Raw genomic sequence first — 17,754 nt, forward strand, 5'->3', positions numbered from 1 at the left:
CTTCGTCGGTGATGGTGGAAATCAGGTCTGGCGACACTTCGGTGCCGTACAGCTCCAGTAGATGGCCCTGGATCTCCCGGACCGTCATGCCGCGGGCGTACATGCTGATGACATGATCATCGAAGCCGGGCATGCGCCGCTGGTGCTTGGCCACCAGCTTGGGCTCGAAGCTCGAGAGCCGGTCGCGCGGCACATCAAGCTGCAGTTCGCCACCCGGTGCCAGTACCTTCTTGGGTGATGTGCCGTTGCGGTGGTTCTTGCTGGCTTGGCCTTCGTTGTCCAGGTGGTAGGTCAGTTCGGCGGCCAGCATGCGCTCGGCCAGCATCTTCTTGAGCTGCCCAGCCAGTCCGGACTCGCCAAGGATCGATTCGGCATCCTTGTTCTGCACGGTGGCCAGCAACTGATCAATCAGTTCGACAGGGAACGGTGGCGGTGCTTTCTGCTTTTTAGGCTTCTTGGTAGTCATTGCATCGGTCATGGAACATCCCTTTCGGTATTATTTCATGACCCCGCTTTACACAGAAATTCTGACAGGCTCAGATACGCCCAGACTGTAAAAGGTATTCAATGAGAGTTTCGATAGCATTAGTAATTGCGTTCACTTCATATTCCGGTGTCGCAAGCGCACAAACAATTCCACTCTATTGCAAGGATTACATCGTCTTAACCGAAACGGCTGTCCAACAGCGCGATTCGAAGATACCTAAGGCTAAATCACTCCAGTATCTTGGCAGCGATGATTTCATGACTAATCGCGACAAGAAGGTCGTTGGCCAAATGATTGAGCGTGTGTATCAGAAGCCGAACGAGGGCCTTGCTTACCACGTTGAACAAACAAAAGGCGAGTGTTCGACCAAACTTTCTAAGGCGCGATAATCCGTCCTGCCGCCAACGTCTCCGGTCGAGGAAATCGATACTATGAGCTTCGGTGAAAATCAACCGCTTCTAGATGCGACCACACTTCCGTTATACGAAACCTCCGATCCGGAGGTCATAGCTCGCTTCGGCGCTTCTGTACGAGCTATCGTCATGAGCAACACAGATTATGCGTATCGATATCGACACCTCGCCGCCAAGCATAAGATGATGCCACCTCCAAGTCACTCGCGCATCTTCGCCGGTTATCTCGTGGTGCGGAAACTGGGGCGCAAGGATGAGTACGAGACTTGGATGCCTGATCATGCCTTTGACGATTTATACGTGTTGCGGGTGGCATAGTCGTCATCCGAGTCTTCGCGATAGCTGGCTTGCGGCTATGGATTTACCTAACACCTATACCCGCCCGGCATTGAGTACAGCAGTCCATCCATCGGTCAAGGGACTACGAGGCAATCAAAACGACCGGTTGAGTGGTGGTATTTTGTTGAATGCAAATGCGTACTCGGTAAGCGCTACCTTCTCAACTAGTTCGGCAAGGTATGGGAAACCTGCACTGTTTTTCAACGCAACCGTGTAAATCACCACTTCGCCTTCGGCAATTGCGTTCCTTATCTCCGGAGCAATGTAATCGCAGTTCCGAGACCATTTGTGATATTTGAACCGGGGTACACATTCGACGCCTTTGACGCCAGGCTCGTATATCGAGCCGAGGTGGTGCCAAACCCGCCCGCCGATGTCTTTTTGACTCTTTCCGATGTACCAAACGTCATTCGGGTTGTCTTTTGCATCGATGCGCCATTCCCCTATACCGGGACGTGTGTATAGATAGAGGCCACCAGCTGCGCCATTAGGGACTTTCGAGCCACGGTCGTGATTGGGATGCCATGGCTTTCCAAACTCAACCTCGATCGGTCCGAGCGCAGAGTCCCGCTGCGCCAGATTGACGATCGTTTCGTAGACTTGCCGAACTGTCATTATCTTCTCTTGAATACCGTTCCCTCAGGTCAGCATTATGGCATTGCGCGTTAGCAATAACACATCGACCGCCATCATGGAGCTTATAGACGCTAGTAAGTCATCACCGGAGACCATGAAACGCAATCACGCTGTTTCTTTCTTCTGGAGATAACACACTATGAAAATCGCACTTTCACTTATTGCCCTTGCCATGTCGATTAGCCTCACCGGCTGCGGTGAGCAGACCATTGAACTGGTTGGGTACCACACTTCCGTAGCTCGCCCCGCGGCCTCGATAATTGTCCGCGGTGACAAGGGCGTTCTTACTGTCGAGAACAGCCCGCTAAACCATTTCCCCGAGGCTGGAAAGCAATGGGAGCTTGATACCGTCAAGATGCCGGGCCGGTTAGAACAGCTGGCGCCGGCATATCAGTCCGCAACAATGCGCATCGCGCATCTGAAAACGGAGTTACAGTTTGTTGGCGCCGCCGGATATCTACTCTGCCTCCCATGCAGTAGCATAGGTTTGCCGACAGAATGGCACTTTGCTTCCAAGAAAACGTAATTCACCCACCAATATAACCACCATCAAGCCACCCTCTCATACGAGATGCGGTAGCTTTCTTCACTTCTGTTTCTCATTACCTCGTATCCGGCCATCCCAGCATGTCGCTGGACGACCATACCTAAAGGAGAAACACATGGCTACCACAGTCGTTATTCAACGAGTCCGCGAACCTAGCAACGACGAGTATCCCGATCTACCTGCAATCTGCGATGTAACTCTGCTGCAGGGCTCCGTCAGCGAAGCCGCAAGGTTGATGGAAGCTGGGTTGGGTGCATTTTTCGATGTCCATGCATTCAATGTCACGATCGTTGATGACACCTCATTGACCTTTCGTACCTTCGAATTCATTAACCCCGGCAAGACCTTCACCTGGTCGCTTTCCTATCCAGTTGAAATGCTTGTACAACAGGCCCAAGCGCGCGTTTTCAATGTCATCGAACGCCACATGCTCCTCGCCAGATTGGCGCATGCTGACACGCGGCTGCATCCCTTTGCGCATAGCCATAAAACGGCCAAAGCCGCCGGGGAAGCTCCGGTAATCATGGACCGGAATGGGCATGCCATAGAGATCGGCGCCACGTGCAGATACCTGAGTCAGGCAACGGGGAGGGAAGGTACTGGATGGGTTTGCGATCTCTCCGAACATCCCCTGCGACCCATTTCGGTCCGTCCGGACGATACGATCGGCTATTGGTCTGTTGGGATGATGTCTTCCGAGGTCGAACTGCTGCCTTCGCTCTAAGCGCCATTCCCCATCTCGGTAAAAGCACAAAACGTTCTTTCGGGCCCATCTAACAGATGGGCCTTTCTATTGGCTACAACGCTTCCAGCGGCCAATAGTGGCGGAACCCGCTTCCCTTCTATTCCAATGTTCGCCATTTCCGACTACCAGGCTTCGCGAGCCATAGGTACTTCACGTGACTTACTAACCCCACTCAGGAACCCCGTGGGATAGTAACCACGGGGATGTAACATGGATACAATTATCAAAAAGACAGTAGAAGAGGTATTTGGCATTACCGATAGCCAGTTTCAGCGCGCCGCCGTGCGTATCTTCCCGTCCTCTCCCGCAACACCCAAGGCGATCAACGGCTTTAAGTTCACAACGGACAGCCTGCGCCGACTAATGATCTGGTCCGCCTCGGCCTCCATTCCCGAAGGTCATTTTGACGCAGTGATGAAGCGCAATCTGATGATTTTCGGCCCGACTGGCTGCGGCAAGACACAGTTGCTCAAGGAGTTCTGCGCCAGAACCGGTCGGCCAATGTTCCGTTATCAGTGCAGCGAAGATTCAGAAGTCTCCCAGCTGTTCGGCACTTGGAAGCTGTGCAAGCCAATCGCCAAGGATGATGTCGATCCCGAGGCAGGGTTGCTGGAGAAAGGCGCTCAGGGTATTGCCAAGGCAATCGAGCGACTTGCCGTCACTGTCAAGCGAATGACCGGTGTCGGACCTGAAATGACGTTCGTCGACGGCCCGGTGCTTCGTTGGGCCAGAACGCCAAACGCCATTCTTCTGCTTGACGAGTGGGATCAGCTGTCGCCTACGGTCGCCATGAGCTTGAACGGCATTCTAGACGGAGATGTCATCGAGGTGCCGGAAACGGGCGAGCGTATCGCCATTTCAAAAGGGTGCTTGATCGCCGCAACAGGCAACACGAACGGCCGCAATTCTGCTGGCGGCAACGGCGGAAGCGCTGCTCTTTATAAGGGGGTGAAACGGCAAAACATCGCCTCTCTTGATCGGTTCTTCGTCATCAACGCGACATACCTTTCAGAAGCAGAGGAGAAAGAACTCCTCGAAAAGCAGGTCAAAGTACCGCCTGCAGCCGCAACTGCAATGGCCAGCCTGGCAGCCAAGATCCGCTCGCAGTTCATGGGCCTCAACGAGGATGCCGGCGCCAACGGAGAGCCTCTTGAGTTCACGATCACAACGCGCAACCTGCTCAACTGGGGCATGGCGTGGCAACTGCTGACGGTCACCGGTATGGACCCTCAATCGGCCTTCAAGGAATCCCTCAACATGACTTTGCTGGATTTTGGCACCACAGCCGAACGAAAGGCTGTCCTCGATGCTTGGGACACCATCATCGGTGACAAGATCTAACAGCTCCGCAATCTAACCCACCCCTGGCCATCAAACCGGGGGTTTCTTTTTTTGTGGCGAATTATGCATCCCTGTTGATCATAACGAAGTACAAGGCGTCGTCAAGGAATCGTGACTTGACCATACCTCCCTTAACTATTGGAGCGCCACGGGATAGTAACCGTGCCGTCTTGCACATGTTTGATCATCAGTTTCATGCGTTGCCAGAATCAAACGTGTCGTTACTCGATCAGCATGCCTTGCAAGGTATGGAATTGGACTTACCACCTTGCATAAGCGGGTTGGTAGCGACAGAGCTGGAAGTAGAAGAGATTCACATCTTCCCCGTCGCCGAGTGATACACGACCCACGCCCACCCACACCCCGCTACATGCGGGGTGTTTTTTCGTCCAACGTCCTGCCTTCCACCTCGATGTTTGCCATACCTGGACGTAACGTCAAACCAGCAACGATCTTGGACGCCACAACGGCACAAACACTTTACACGTGGGTAGCAACGCTACGCACAGAAAAGGACAAACTATGCGAAACAGCCTCAGTACGCTAGACGGCTTCGATGACCTGTTCGGATTTACCACCAGGTCTATCGATTCCAATCGGCGCCCGACCATCATTCAGGACACCGAACACCCGCTCTATCAGCAACAAACAGTAACGATGGCCACGGATGACGAGGTCGCAAATGCACTGGCTTCCGACGCGACTAGCAAGCGCATCATGGCGAAAGGGTTGATGCCGGCGGAGGGTCAAATCGTTGGGGTTCGCTTGAACCTTAACATTATCAAATCCAAAGGCGTGGCAGTGCAAACCATCCACTCGGGCAATAGTTCTAACGGTTACATGCGCGGCAGGGGACTCTACAATGGCTCGGCGCTTGCATATCTGAAATACGCTTGCCTGATTGACGCCTACTTCAACGTCAATCAGGTGGCCAGGGAAAAGATTGCTTCCGCTGCTGAACCAAAACACTCAATGGCATCGGTCGACGGTACGTTTTCACTGGCAGAGCCGAGTTTTGACGGAGTTGAGATTCGATTCGATCCAAAGCGCATTCATCTCTTCTGTGACGCAGATAACCGGCCTATCCAATACGCGCAATTCGTTACGGTCTACGCCAGCCGCGTTTACGCACGTGGTCGTCTGGTTTTTTACGATGAAACGACGGCACCAGCCAAGGTCGGCGTTTCGCCAAGTGCGGTAAGGTTCTAGCCTTCTCTCACGGACCATCCCAAGCCCTCACGCCCGCGCAACCACCGCGGGCGTTTCTCATTCTGGCCCTACCGCGCCGAGTGATCCTGGACGAATCCGTCTCGGTGTTATTCATTTCACACAGCGAGGCCTAAGCAATGTGGCCCTTTCTTTGACATCTAACAGGAGCTGTCCGGAACCTCCGGATTGAAAACTATGAATGAAATGCAAATATTGGACGACGTCGTTCTCATCGACGTAATCGTTGGCGGATCCACTGGCGAGCGCACCGTCGAGTCAAATGACTTCATCCGTGAGGTGGGACGCATGCTCCCGAAAGGGACCTTCTCTTGGATCTCGAAGTATCGGTCCGAAGCCAAACGGGAAATTCTCAAAGTCGGCGTCGCCCGCAAGGTCGATACCCGTGTCATCGGCTACTTTGTACCATCGAAGTTCGCCAAACAGGTTTCGGAGAAGCTGTTGTCTATCCGTGAGCAATTTCTGGTGGAAAAAGCTATCTTCCTTCAGAAGGTCCCGACGCTCATTGAAGAATAGGCGTCCCATCCTACGAACGCGATCGCCAAAACCAGCGGGGTGCTCCAGGCCGACCTGATCCGCTTGCACGCGCCGCGTCCCTCGGAACTCGATCGCATGCTCAAGTTCGCAATGTCGGCAACGATGGTCAAATCCGCGGGTGTTTTCGGCGAAGCTGACTCATTAATCACCGAAGTCAAAGGCTTAGCAGGGCAGGCCGCTGCAGAAATTGCGGACGACATCAAGGTGTCGTGGAAAGGTCCAGCAGGAGGAAAAACGACCTCGCGGGTACTAGGTTTGGTTCGTCGTATCAGGAACAAAGCCGACGCAATGGCGATTCTGTCTCCTAAGTTCACCGACCTGCGCGACATGTGCGACAAAGTGATCCAGGCAGTGCCTGCAACAGGAACGATCGAAGGCATTGAGTTTCTTCAGGTGTCTGCGCTGCTTGAGTACTGCAGCAAGCCTGAAAACATCTTGACGGTTCATAGCGTTCCGTTCGATCCGCTCGACGTCGTTGTCCTAGAACCAGAGAGCCAGGTCGTTTCCGACCCGGGAACTGTTCAAATGCCTCTTGAAAGCCTTTCTCTCATCTTCGGCACGGCTGATTCCATCCCGCCGTCCGTTGAGACCCCTACGCCCCCGCCACCATCCGTGGCAAACACATCGGCAGCCTTCCTTGAGTTCTAGTAGCTCAGGTTCCTAAAACAACAACGCCTCAGAATCCCAAAGGATCTGAGGCGGTTTTCTTTGTAGCACGACGATTTAGAAAGTCTTCTTGGTCTTGACCATCTTCTCAGCTAGATCAGGATTTTCGACTTCTGCACGACGTAGAAGCGATTTTTGGTACACCGTCTCATACAACATGACAAAACCTGTCTTGGTCGGAATAGACAGCGAATCCCACTCCTTGGCCGTCGGTGCCCAAGCTGCCCAAGATGGATCGACCTTCATCTTCTCATAGGCCGCTTTGAGGTGTGCGTTCATATCGCCAGGGAAGAAGTCCGATGGTTCCAGATAGTCTGCAAGAACCATGACTTGGACGATAGGAATATCGAGGAATTCCGCGATCCGTTCCATCTTGCCCTTGTCGAGCGAATTCATCTTCCGATGGCCATTCGTCAGCGAATTCCAGTAGATCGGCGTGATGCCCATAATGTCGGCGATATACCTATCACCGACACCGAGTTCAGCGATGCGTTGCTTAAGTCTTGCAATCAGGCGAAACCCCGGAACACGCAACTTCTTACTGCCGTACCCTTCCGGGAGGAGGTCCTCTTGGTTATCTTCAACCTCCGGTTGCGCAGTCACTCGGGTCTTTGCACGTGTCTGTTTGGTAGCAGTTTTCGGGGCTGGGGCACCGCCCGCCGCCGTTTTGTTCGTCGCCTGTCGAGGCATAACCGATCCTTTTTATCCCAAACGACACTGGTCTCCATTTCCGCCGGCTATGCACCAACGGTTGGGCATACGAGTGTCGCATTCTGTATTCCCAGTATAGCAAACGTAATTCTATACATTTATGTTGATTTTGCAAGATTTGGGCCAGCCAAGGGCGGCGAGCACGTAGATAAGGAGCCCTATTCGAGCAGGCCAGAAAGCGGAAAGCCTGATCTGGCAGTAAACGTCAATCCTGTTAGTATTGTTTATAATCGTTTGCGGTTATTGGTAGCTGTTATGTATAATATTTCCTAGCAACTACAATCGGAAGGAGTGTTCCCTTGCTGCCCTTAGACGCCAAACGCAATACTGAATCGTATTCCTACCCTAACGGGATGTTGAACATCGGCTGGATTGCCGGCGTTCTGCGGCATCCAGGAAACGGTACCTGTTTCATTCAACAGACCGCATCGGAAAATCACATGATTCCGATCGAGTTCGATCCCCGCAAGTCGCCGATCCCGAGGGATGTCAAAGAATTGGACATCGTCATGGCCTACTGTCACGTCATTGGATTCAAGGACGGTGACCAGCGTTCTCTCCGCCTTCGCGCGATTCGCTTCGAGGCCGCGAATACCATGCACATGGATAAGCGTTTCATTGAGGATCTCGTCAAGAAATGGGAGACCAAGGTGCACGACGCTGCCAAACGTACTGCTACGCCAGAAGCTATCAAGGCATTACAAGCCGCACAGCCTCAGTCAATCCAAGAGCGCCTCAGCGCTTTCGATTGGCGCGTCATGCAAATGAACCGCAACGCCTCGAATCAGGTACGTTTGGCCGGTTTTGTGCAGGCTAAATCACTTGAGCGCAATCGTGTGATCGACGGTAAACCTGTCAATGACCGACTGATAGTCCTGCTGCGCCAGACAGAAGATCCTGATAAGTGCATCCCGATCCGGTGGTATTCCCGTAACCTTGAGCCGCTCGCGAATATGCTGCGCCGCGGCCTGCCGATTTCGGTCTCGGGCGAAGTGCGATTGGACGTGAAAGCAGTAGGTGCACCTGATCCTGAGACCGGTGTCGCACCTGTCTCCAAAGTGCCATTCATTCAGGCAAAGGACTTGCCGGGCCCAGTCCCTCCTGACTCAGATCTCATTCGTATCGACCCCTGGTGGGCTGTTGAACTTTTCAACAACCTCGGCAAGCCGACAGCGCCGGCTGCTCCAGTGCAGGATGAGGCCGCCAAGGCTGCTGACTTCGCGGCTCAGTTCCAGTCGGCGAATACACAGCCCACCACTTAAACAACGCAGCAGTAGACCATCGATCCAGCCGGCGCTTTCACGAGCTCACGGCTGGATTTGCATTTTTGCCCCTACGTCGGAGCATACATTTGAGTAAAACGCTGATTATTGCGGAGAAGCCGTCGGTTGCGAAGGACATTGCGGTTGCCTTGGGAGGTTTTCAGAAGGAGAAGACTTGGTTTGAGCGCGAGGACGCCGTTATTTCATCCGCAATCGGGCATCTCGTAGAGCTTGATGTACCTGAGGCCGCGACTGGCGGTCGAGACCTTTCAAGCCTACCTGTGGTTCCCGACAAGTTTGGCTTACGTGTCATTGAGCGTACGAAAGACCAGTATGCGTTGCTTGATCGCCTCATGCGGCGCAAGGACATCACCACTGTCGTGAACGCCTGCGATGCAGGCCGGGAAGGCGAATTGATTTTCCGCCTTATCTATGAAATGAGCGGCTGCCGCAAACCTACCAATCGGATGTGGCTCCAATCCATGACGCCCGGTGCAATCCGTGCAGGTTATGCCAATATGCGGCCTGGTCATGAGTTCAATGCATTGGCAGACGCCGCGCGTTGCCGAGGCGAGGCTGATTGGCTCATAGGTATCAATGGAAGCCGCGGCATCACGAAATTACGGGAGAAGGAGACCCGTACTGCTGAGCAGATGAATGCCGGAAGGGTCCAGACCCCGACATTGGCGATTCTTGTCTTCTTAGAGCAAACAATACGTAATTTTGTGCCCCAGGACTATTGGGAGGTGCATGGGACCTTCGGCGCCAAAGCCGGAAACTACGATGCAAAATGGTTCAACCCACAAGCGAAGGAAGAGGGCGAGGAAGGTTCCTCATTCCGCATCCTTGACCAAGCCAAGGCCGCGTCCATTCTCAGCAAATGCGTTGGTGTGGTACCGACGTCTGTCATTGACACGAGCAAACCGCAATCACGGGCCGCGCCACGACTATTTGACCTGACATCTTTGCAGCGGGAAGCAAACAAGCGCTTCAAGTACTCCGCAAAGAAGACGCTCGACATAGCCCAGGCTCTCTACGAAAAACATAAGGTGACGACCTACCCGCGTACTGACTCGACGGCGCTGCCCGAGGATTATGTCGGCAAGGCTGCGGCCGTCATGAAGTGCTTCAGCGGGACAGGCTATGCGCCCCTCGCAGACAAGGTGATTGAAAATCAGTGGGTCAAGCCAGACAAGCGGATCTTTGACAATGCCAAGATTTCGGATCACTTCGCAATTATTCCCAATGGGCAAAAGCCCCAGAATCTTGACGCGCACGAATCAAAGATTTACGACTTGATTGTACGTCGGTTCCTCGCTGCGTTCTTTCCACCAGCGATCTATGAACAGACGGTGCGCATCACGGTGGTCTCTGACGAGTGCTTCAAATCGACAGGTAAGGTGTTAATGACTCCGGGTTGGCTGGAAGTCTATGGCACTGATGTCGACGATGACACCAAGACCCCGCGCCTGTGTGTGGTTGATCGAGGTGAGGTAGTCAAGCCTATCAACATGTCTGTAAAAAGCCTCAAGACCAAGCCACCCGCCCGCCTCACCGAGGCGACTCTGCTCAGTGCAATGGAGAGTGCTGGCAAGTTTGTCGACGACGATGACTTACGTGAAGCCATGAAAGGCAAGGGCCTTGGGACCCCCGCCACCCGAGCATCTATCATCGAAGGCCTGCTGGCCGACCAGGATAGCAAGGGCAGGCCGAAAGAACCGTATATCAGGCGGGACGACAACCACCTGGTACCGACCGGAAAAGGAATGGGTCTTATAGACTTTCTAGTGCAGAACAATATTGAGGTACTTACCTCACCGCGCATGACAGGCGATTGGGAGCAAAAGCTGCGGCTGATGGAGCAAGGTAAGTATTCCCGACCGTCCTTCATGGCCGAGATCGGAAATATGACTTCCGAAATTCTGAAGGTCATCAAGGCCAAGGCATCAACAATCGTTCCTTCTCCCGAGGCGTCGCTCTCCACATGCTGTCCTCTTTGCGCCGCCGACCTCGCTGCGAGCGTGCGCACTATTGATTGTCAAGCTGGATGCGGCTTTCAACTGTGGCTGTCGATTGCCGAGAAACAGCTAACCCTGGAACAGGCCAATACGTTATTGCGTGACCGCGAGCTTCCGGTTATGAGCGGCTTTTACAGCAAAGCTAAAAAGAAGAAGTTCTCAGCTGGACTTTCCCTCAACGATGAAGGGAAGGTGACGTTCGTCTTTCCAAAAGAAGGTGAGACGACGAGCGAACAGGGCACTAAAAGCGGCGAGCCTGTTGAATGTCCGACTTGCCATAAAGCTATGCGTCGTCTCAAAGGGTCCAAAGGTCATTTCTGGGGATGCTCTGGCTATTCAGAAGGCTGCCGCACAACGATGGACGATCGAGACGGTAAAGCTGTTCCGCGCCCCACCTCGAAACCTTCAGTCACAACCTTTCTATGAGAATCTACAACAATCCTATCGTCAGGGACATCATCATAGTTGCAGGATTCTGGTGGTGTGTCCTGAGCGTCCATCTTGCATATCAGGTCTATGATTCCAGCTATTCACTAGTCGAGAACTATGAATATTATGTGAGCCTTTTTGCTGGCACTGCTTACCATATGAAAATGTGGTTCGCGGGAGCGGTCGTAGGCGCCATCTTCGGTCTGTGGATTATCCTTTTCAAACGCACACAAGCCTTGAATAGAGTGTCACCATCGTCCTATCTAGGTATCCATACGACGATGGGAAAGGTTCCCTTTCTGGCCAAGGCTGCCCCGCGCGTGAAAGGCAAGAAAGTATTGCCTGTCACAAGCAAGGTCATAACGGGCTGGCTAGATGCTAACCGTGTGAAATACCCTCATCATGTCGCGATGTTCCATGCGATATGGGAAACGTTATCCGCGCAGCCAGACCACCCTGCAAGTCCCTATCGGGGTGGCCATGGGGGATTGAGGCTTTGGCAGCATTCCCAAAACGTGGCAGAGCAGGCGCTCCTGCGGGCGAAGGACTGGAAATACGAGGGAATCTTTTACAAGGAGCGTCGGCAGCGTTCGCTCATCATCCCGAAGCGCGATCCAGATTACCTGTTCAACGCCAACGATCCCTTGATTCCTCTCATCGCAATTGCACACGATTTGGGAAAGCTGGAGGTCTACATCCCTCAGCCGGATGGGTCCATAAAGTCGCTGGAATCAGGTAAGGGCGGCATACGTCACGACGCGCGTTCCGCACAAATGCTTTCCCGAATCCCTGAGTTCTGGGCCATTCCTTCAGAAGACAGATGGGCTCTGGGAAGGGTCGTTGCGCAGTACCACAACACGCTAAAGATGCGGGTCGATAAGTCTGGTGCCTGCTTCGATGACCGCATTGGATCGCTCGTGCAATTCCTACTCGACGTTGACCAAGCGACTGGAATGATGGAATCTGGCGCCAAGGAAGGTAGTGAATTGGTCATTACCGACGAGGACGTCACAAAGATCTACACCGCATTTGTTGAAATCGTCACCGAGCATGGGCGCATTAACGGCACCGGCGACAAACAAAAGGATAAGCACATCAAGATAGGCCAAAAACACGATGGCATAATCTATATCCGAGAGCAGCTTATAAGAGAACTGATTCTCAGCAAAATCGGCCTGTCAAAGGAAACGGGACCTGCGAAATTTAAGCCTACGATTGCGCTTCTACAAGCGTTGGAACAAAAGGGGCTGTTTTATGCCACTGTGAACGGGGTCGATTTCCGAGATTACCTCCCCCTCCAAACAATTGCATTCCACGACGAGGCAGGCAAGTTTCTGGCAAGATGGCGCCATGTCATCGGTATCCGTCTTCATCCCGGCGCTTACGACCTTATGCCCTTGTCACGGTTACCGAATTGCACGTCGAAGGTTCGAGTTCAGGGCCACTTTTACGGACACCAGCCGCATGTCAAAGGCGACATACAGCTGCTGGAGATGCTCCGTGCCGCTTTCGGACAAGATATGCCAGAGTTGGGTGAAGATTGTGACGATCCTGTGGTTGATCCTGACGTGGATATCGGAGATACCTCAGCATTGTCTATTGCCCCTGCGGGTCAACCCAGCACCATTGCAGCAACGCCAAAGCCTACAACCATAGCTGTAACACCACCAGTGGCACCTGTCGGCGAAGAGCCAGAGGTAATCCTTGACTCCGTTGTTGTTCCGCAAAAGCACGCCACACCGATGATGGAACACCAAAGCCATGTTGATGACATACTCGGAGACTTACCTGCGACTGTCACGAACATTGATATTTTTACTGGTCGAACGTTACCTGCCTCATCGTCGGCAAAAACGGCAGGGCTTGAAACCGTGGTGGATACGGCAGGTAATTCGGTTACGCCTCCGACTGCGAGCGTACGTCCGCAGCTTGACCCCTTCATTGCAGCTTCTAAACCGATGGAGATGCATAAGGACAGAATCGACGAGTATGAAGCAAAGTTTAGTAAGTCGTTGGACGCTTGGAACAGTCGCAAGGTTGAGTTCTTCAGTGGAAGACGGAAGGCTCCAAAACGTAGCGCCGATTCCTTCGTTCAAATACAAGAGGCTATCGCAAACGGTCAGTTGTTTGTTCTTCATACCCATAACGGTAACCGGTATGTGGAGCTATCAAAGGTAGAAGCGCTATTTCCCGAAATCGATATCGGGAGCCTTCTTGAAGCACAACGTGTCACTAAGGTTGAAGTAGCGAACATTGTCGCACTCGGCGTGCCAGAGAGAGTATAGGTAATCCAGAACGGCGCCAGGGAATGCCTGTGGCAGCCTCATAGAAAAAGCCCTGCAGGCAAATGTGCATGCAGGGCTTTGAGATTTTATTGAATGCGCGTCACAGTGATAACGCGATTCATATCTGACACACGTACAGATTTTCCGACAGCGAGCAGGGCGACATCATACCGATCTGCGTAGTTGTACCCATTGGATGCACAGAAGTGGTTCAGAGCCACATCAAATGGAAGACTGGTCTCAGTTTCTCCTACTGCCTCACATCGGTACACACGGCTCAAGGTAGAGTCTTGAGCGTCTTCCGCCATGGCCATGTCAAGTAGTCGTTTGGCATCGAGGCTATCCCAATTCCAATCCTCACCGCCTGCGTGATAGAACATCATCTCTGCCACACCGGTACAGAGCACGGAAAACTCAGGCTCTTCGCCTTCGAACGGTGGCGAACCGACCGCCTGGATATGCCACGCAACCAGCTGTTCCGCAGACATCCTTGACGCATTCTGCAGGAACTGAAACTGCGTGATGGTAGGCTGGTATGAGTCGTTCAGTGCTTTGACGTATTCATAGTCTTCTGATTGACCAATATCGCTGATGTACTCCATATCTTGGTTATAAAGCGTCAAGGAAAACCGGGGCCTTCCTTTTATCTCTCGCTTCGATGGGTCTTTGTAATCAATCCAAAGCCGTAGGAAATAGCCGTTCCATAGCTTGCGGACAAAGGAAGGCATCGTATCGTTATGCCAGCTTTCGTCGGTAAAGCCGTCAGGCAAACAGACATCCAATTCGCCAAAGGAAGCAAATTCGCGCTGGTAACGCGGCATGTCTGCCAATGGCACTGGGGACTCGGCTATCGGTTCACCGTCGCGATAGGCCTTGGATAGCTGTATCGGGATACACGATATGTCATCGGCGCAGTACCATCCCGCCGTAAGTCCGTATTGGATAGCATGTCGATCGAGACCATCAGACAACGCCTTCTTTGCGCTCTCCGTGTCTTTCCCGTACGCCTCAAATGAGAAGTTCGAGGTTTCCAAGGCTGCTTTGTAGAAATGCACAGTTTCCATACTTTCCGTTTTTCGTTTGGTTTTGTTTTTGAGGGAAGGGCGGCCCGATAAAGGCCGCGCATTTACATCAGAGGGGTTTTTGCAGGACAACGGTGATCGTCCTGACGAGGGTGCCACTGCTGCGGAAGGATCCTTCCGGATTGTCGTAATAGCGGCCGTAGGCACGGACGAAATCACGGAACTCTGTGGTTCGGCGGTCCTGACGATATGCTGCACCGGCAGCCATGATCGAAGTGAGCTTGCCGCCGGGCGCCAGGAGATCCCAAGCGTGTAGAACGTGCTTTATGTCGGCCTGCTTTGCGAACGGAGGGTTCATGCAGATTGCATCAAACCTTTGTTCCGTCACGAACGCCATGAAATCACCCATGACTGGATCGAAGCCGAGCGTTCGCAGGACATCGACGTTCTGTTGCTGCAACTCGACCGTTGTTACGTTGCCGTGACCAGTAATTGCTGCCAGTTCGACTGCAATATTTCCTATGCCGGCACTGGGCTCGAGTACAGACATGCCCGGCGCAATTCCTGCCTCGCGCACCAGGTTGAGCACCAGTTCCTTGGGCGTCGGAAAGAAGCCATGATTATCTGGGCGCTCGTACGTGCCCGTCTGAATTACGTTATCTATCAGGTCAGCAGGGTCGTTAGCAAACACGTGTCCGCCAGCCTTTCTATTCCATTTGCCGCCGATGGCCCGCAAGATCCTGTCCACCTTGGCGTAAGAACCGCGGTCAAGCTGCCGATGGAACTTCACGACAGTCCCAATGACTTCTGCTTCGGAGAGCAGGCCGATTGCACCCTGGTCGAGATCCGCAGGGCTCTGCGGGGAAGAAATCAATGGGTCGGGTCGAACGCCAAGTCTCAACTCGATTGTCTCGAGCGTGGGGCCTATCTGATCTATCGACGCCGAAACAGAGGCGACCGAGTCGGGCCCGGACCGCTGATGCGACAAAGTTTCGGAAAGCTCTGCTGCAATCTCAACCCAGTTGACCTCTCCTTCAACCCAGTACGAGAGGAACAAGCGGCGGCCCATGACTCCCGCGCGATCGTCATCATCGTTGACGACCTGAACTGAAGTGAAATAGCTCGCAAGCTTGACCGGATCAATGTCACCGGTGGCATTAGCGAACATGGACAGGTTTTGATGGATCTTCGCCTCCTGACTGATATAGAGCGAGGCGCAGTACGTCGCAGAATTACTGTAGCCCTCGTAGCGCGGAGCGGCGGCGGCTTTGACTGCATGAACTTCCTGAATTGCGTTTTTCATAACATCTCCTGAGTAGTGATCGGACTGCCAAGGTCCGGTATGCGTGGCTCTAGGTGATGGGTCACATGGACAAGCAATCAGGCAAAAGAAAACGCCCTCGATCCGGGAGGAAGGAGGGCGTCTTGTGGCGATTTGGGTTGTTTAGACTACTGAGGCGATACACCCTGACGACTGAGGTGTATGAATGACCTTGCCGCATTCTCGAAGCTCAATGCTGAAGCATTCCCGTCGTAGCAGGTGTTGGAGGTACAGTTGTCCCCAGGCCGAGTAGCCGCTGACATCGAGCGCTTCCAAGCCACTGTCTTTCACGTAATCCCGGATCGCCATGACTAATCTGGTGGCCAGTTTGCGATTCTTGTACTCCGGGTCAACGGAAAGGTAGCTCAAGGTAAGCGCGTCAGGCTCAAGATTTTCAAGGCAACATGCCAAGGCTACGATCTTGTCCGCATGCTCAATACAGAAAAAGATCTCTCCACCGAACAAGACGGTAGAAAAATACTGAAGCCGTGTCGTCATCGACTCGGCAGGGGATTCTCGAACGTTCTTCGCTTCGCCGGCACCATACCTTGCCATGAAGGCGTTGCCGTCGAGTCGGAACACGGGTGTTTCCATGACATCTCCTTTGATAGGTAAGCGGATTACTGGGAAAATTCAGCAAACCTCGCGAGAGAGTGATGCACCACATCGAACTGCAAGCGATGCCTCGCCCATAGCCGCCCAACGTTGTTCCGGGATATATGCGGGAACGGTCGATTGTTTGCCTGCCTTTGGCGCGTCGGTCAGCTAAAGGCAAACACTGCTACGATGTTGTCTTTCCTGTATCCCTCACTTGTGATGTCAGACGTACCCCTAAATATGCCGGCAAAGACGGTATACAAGAAAGGCGACTTACGCCGTATGCTTAGCGTACTCGGCGCCATCGCTGAGTTAGAACATGCGACGCTGATCCGAATCGCCGCCAGGACGGGCCTTTCAAACAAAACCGTTACAGCGTTGATCGAACAGGCTCGGGAACAAGCGGGGGTCACTATCGAGAAGGTTGGTCCTCAATACCGAATCTCCGACTGGGGATTGGCAATCCGGCCTGAGGGTGCCGCTAGTGCGTTGACAGGTGCGTTAAACGCACCTAGCATAGGGAGCACTTAGTTGTTAGGATCATCATGGACCCGTTCACCGTCACCAGCGCGACAGAACTCGCGCCTTCGCTCGATACTCTTCGAGCCAAGCACAGATTAACAGCGCGTTATGGGATCTACCGTAACCGTCTCACAGACAATGCAACGCGACATGTGAGAGAAGATCTCCCATACCAAGGATTGACCTACAACGAAGCGATTGCCATACGGGACCAGCTTGATGCAGCGGCCAAAGCAGCTGCGGGGAACCCTGCTTCTTCATGGGGTTTGACCATGCACTTTCTTCGACTTGGGGTGATCGTACTTTGCATGCAAATTAGTGCGCTTCGCATTAAGTTTCTCAATCAAATCAATAACTTAAATTTCATTCCATTTTCTGGCTGTGTACTTTTTGTGTACATTGGTGCGGTTTTGCTTGAGAATCCATGACGGAAACCGGTGTTATCTCGTTTAGATTGTGTGCAATTAAATGGCGCGTAATTGTTATTATGTAAAATGCTTGAGTAGATAGGGCGTACATGGCATGTCCGCGATGGTCGTTCTATATTCATCAAGCCTGAAGTCAGCGGACAAGAAAGTACATCATGAATGGGCAAGAAAGTCCGAATATATTCTTGAGGGCATAGTTTTCGGGGCATTCGGACTTTGTT

16 protein-coding genes and 1 pseudogene are annotated in these 17,754 nt (G+C 52.9%); 11 read left to right on the top strand and 6 right to left on the bottom strand.

Annotation, left to right across the window (positions count from 1 at the left end; translation table 11 throughout):
- Positions 1-478: transposase (locus tag RY831_RS23835; protein ID WP_437126322.1), on the bottom strand; the 478-nt coding region annotated here is incomplete at its 3' end.
- 89 nt (positions 479-567) lie between these two features.
- On the opposite strand from RY831_RS23835, the gene RY831_RS23840 reads away from it, so the two are divergent.
- Positions 568-876, top strand: a complete 309-nt coding sequence (locus RY831_RS23840) for a hypothetical protein (protein WP_326508871.1) — start codon at positions 568-570, stop codon at positions 874-876.
- A gap of 42 nt (positions 877-918) precedes the next feature.
- The gene (locus RY831_RS23845) at positions 919-1,218 is read left to right on the top strand and encodes a hypothetical protein (RefSeq protein WP_326508872.1); all 300 of its coding nucleotides are present in this window, start codon (positions 919-921) and stop codon (positions 1,216-1,218) included.
- A 114-nt stretch (positions 1,219-1,332) separates the two neighbouring features.
- On the opposite strand, the gene RY831_RS23850 is transcribed toward RY831_RS23845, so the two are convergent.
- Entirely contained in the window at positions 1,333-1,854 is a 522-nt protein-coding gene (locus RY831_RS23850) for a hypothetical protein (RefSeq protein WP_326508873.1), read from the bottom strand.
- Between the two features lie 160 nt (positions 1,855-2,014).
- Here RY831_RS23850 and RY831_RS23855 point away from each other — a divergent pair, with 160 nt between their 5' ends.
- From RY831_RS23855 to RY831_RS23875, 5 genes and pseudogenes are all read left to right on the top strand, one after another.
- The gene (locus RY831_RS23855) at positions 2,015-2,401 is read left to right on the top strand and encodes a hypothetical protein (protein WP_326508874.1); all 387 of its coding nucleotides are present in this window, start codon (positions 2,015-2,017) and stop codon (positions 2,399-2,401) included.
- A gap of 136 nt (positions 2,402-2,537) precedes the next feature.
- The gene (locus tag RY831_RS23860) at positions 2,538-3,146 is read left to right on the top strand and encodes a hypothetical protein (RefSeq protein WP_326508875.1); all 609 of its coding nucleotides are present in this window, start codon (positions 2,538-2,540) and stop codon (positions 3,144-3,146) included.
- A 231-nt stretch (positions 3,147-3,377) separates the two neighbouring features.
- Positions 3,378-4,508 (top strand): AAA family ATPase, encoded by a 1,131-nt coding sequence (locus RY831_RS23865; protein WP_326508876.1) that lies wholly within the window; start codon positions 3,378-3,380, stop codon positions 4,506-4,508.
- A 522-nt stretch (positions 4,509-5,030) separates the two neighbouring features.
- Positions 5,031-5,717, top strand: coding sequence for a L5-gp82 domain-containing phage-derived protein (locus RY831_RS23870; protein ID WP_326508877.1), 687 nt, complete (start codon positions 5,031-5,033; stop codon positions 5,715-5,717).
- Between the two features lie 204 nt (positions 5,718-5,921).
- A pseudogene (locus RY831_RS23875) lies at positions 5,922-6,920 on the top strand (DUF3150 domain-containing protein).
- Between the two features lie 75 nt (positions 6,921-6,995).
- Here RY831_RS23875 and RY831_RS23880 read toward each other — a convergent pair.
- The gene (locus RY831_RS23880; protein WP_326508878.1) at positions 6,996-7,628 is read right to left on the bottom strand and encodes a helix-turn-helix domain-containing protein; all 633 of its coding nucleotides are present in this window, start codon (positions 7,626-7,628) and stop codon (positions 6,996-6,998) included.
- A gap of 320 nt (positions 7,629-7,948) precedes the next feature.
- Here RY831_RS23880 and RY831_RS23885 point away from each other — a divergent pair, with 320 nt between their 5' ends.
- The 3 genes from RY831_RS23885 (at position 7,949) to RY831_RS23895 (ending at position 13,643) form a co-directional block, all read left to right on the top strand.
- On the top strand, positions 7,949-8,911 hold the full coding sequence (locus tag RY831_RS23885; protein ID WP_326508879.1) for a hypothetical protein: 963 nt from the start codon (positions 7,949-7,951) through the stop codon (positions 8,909-8,911).
- Between the two features lie 89 nt (positions 8,912-9,000).
- Positions 9,001-11,355, top strand: coding sequence for a DNA topoisomerase (locus RY831_RS23890; RefSeq protein ID WP_326508880.1), 2,355 nt, complete (start codon positions 9,001-9,003; stop codon positions 11,353-11,355).
- A complete protein-coding gene (locus RY831_RS23895; RefSeq protein WP_326508881.1) occupies positions 11,352-13,643 on the top strand; it encodes an HD domain-containing protein in 2,292 nt (763 codons plus the stop codon). Before RY831_RS23890 ends, RY831_RS23895 begins: the two co-directional genes overlap by 4 nt.
- A gap of 86 nt (positions 13,644-13,729) precedes the next feature.
- Here the strand turns inward: RY831_RS23895 and RY831_RS23900 are convergent, their stop codons facing one another.
- The 3 genes from RY831_RS23900 to RY831_RS23910 all read right to left on the bottom strand — a co-directional run bounded on the left by RY831_RS23900 (position 13,730) and on the right by RY831_RS23910 (position 16,580).
- The gene (locus RY831_RS23900; RefSeq protein WP_326508882.1) at positions 13,730-14,707 is read right to left on the bottom strand and encodes a hypothetical protein; all 978 of its coding nucleotides are present in this window, start codon (positions 14,705-14,707) and stop codon (positions 13,730-13,732) included.
- Positions 14,708-14,774: 67 nt separating this feature from the next.
- Positions 14,775-15,968, bottom strand: coding sequence for a methyltransferase (locus tag RY831_RS23905; RefSeq protein WP_326508883.1), 1,194 nt, complete (start codon positions 15,966-15,968; stop codon positions 14,775-14,777).
- 141 nt (positions 15,969-16,109) lie between these two features.
- Positions 16,110-16,580, bottom strand: a complete 471-nt coding sequence (locus tag RY831_RS23910) for a GNAT family N-acetyltransferase (RefSeq protein WP_326508884.1) — start codon at positions 16,578-16,580, stop codon at positions 16,110-16,112.
- A 548-nt stretch (positions 16,581-17,128) separates the two neighbouring features.
- On the opposite strand from RY831_RS23910, the gene RY831_RS23915 reads away from it, so the two are divergent.
- A complete protein-coding gene (locus RY831_RS23915; RefSeq protein ID WP_326508885.1) occupies positions 17,129-17,533 on the top strand; it encodes a hypothetical protein in 405 nt (134 codons plus the stop codon).
- Positions 17,534-17,754 lie beyond the last annotated feature (221 nt).

Origin of the sequence: Noviherbaspirillum album (assembly GCF_035916955.1) — a bacterium.
GTDB classification, from domain to species: Bacteria; Pseudomonadota; Gammaproteobacteria; order Burkholderiales; family Burkholderiaceae_D; genus Noviherbaspirillum; species Noviherbaspirillum album.

What these genes read in the sequence shown, in the direction of transcription:
- RY831_RS23840 (WP_326508871.1), top strand. Translation starts at nt 568, where the DNA reads ATGAGAGTTTCGATAGCATTAGTAATTGCGTTCACTTCATATTCCGGT.
- RY831_RS23845 (WP_326508872.1), top strand. Translation starts at nt 919, where the DNA reads ATGAGCTTCGGTGAAAATCAACCGCTTCTAGATGCGACCACACTTCCG.
- RY831_RS23850 (WP_326508873.1), bottom strand. Translation starts at nt 1,854, where the DNA reads ATGACAGTTCGGCAAGTCTACGAAACGATCGTCAATCTGGCGCAGCGG.
- RY831_RS23855 (WP_326508874.1), top strand. Translation starts at nt 2,015, where the DNA reads ATGAAAATCGCACTTTCACTTATTGCCCTTGCCATGTCGATTAGCCTC.
- RY831_RS23860 (WP_326508875.1), top strand. Translation starts at nt 2,538, where the DNA reads ATGGCTACCACAGTCGTTATTCAACGAGTCCGCGAACCTAGCAACGAC.
- RY831_RS23865 (WP_326508876.1), top strand. Translation starts at nt 3,378, where the DNA reads ATGGATACAATTATCAAAAAGACAGTAGAAGAGGTATTTGGCATTACC.
- RY831_RS23870 (WP_326508877.1), top strand. Translation starts at nt 5,031, where the DNA reads ATGCGAAACAGCCTCAGTACGCTAGACGGCTTCGATGACCTGTTCGGA.
- RY831_RS23880 (WP_326508878.1), bottom strand. Translation starts at nt 7,628, where the DNA reads ATGCCTCGACAGGCGACGAACAAAACGGCGGCGGGCGGTGCCCCAGCC.
- RY831_RS23895 (WP_326508881.1), top strand. Translation starts at nt 11,352, where the DNA reads ATGAGAATCTACAACAATCCTATCGTCAGGGACATCATCATAGTTGCA.
- RY831_RS23900 (WP_326508882.1), bottom strand. Translation starts at nt 14,707, where the DNA reads ATGGAAACTGTGCATTTCTACAAAGCAGCCTTGGAAACCTCGAACTTC.
- RY831_RS23905 (WP_326508883.1), bottom strand. Translation starts at nt 15,968, where the DNA reads ATGAAAAACGCAATTCAGGAAGTTCATGCAGTCAAAGCCGCCGCCGCT.
- RY831_RS23910 (WP_326508884.1), bottom strand. Translation starts at nt 16,580, where the DNA reads ATGGAAACACCCGTGTTCCGACTCGACGGCAACGCCTTCATGGCAAGG.
- RY831_RS23915 (WP_326508885.1), top strand. Translation starts at nt 17,129, where the DNA reads ATGGACCCGTTCACCGTCACCAGCGCGACAGAACTCGCGCCTTCGCTC.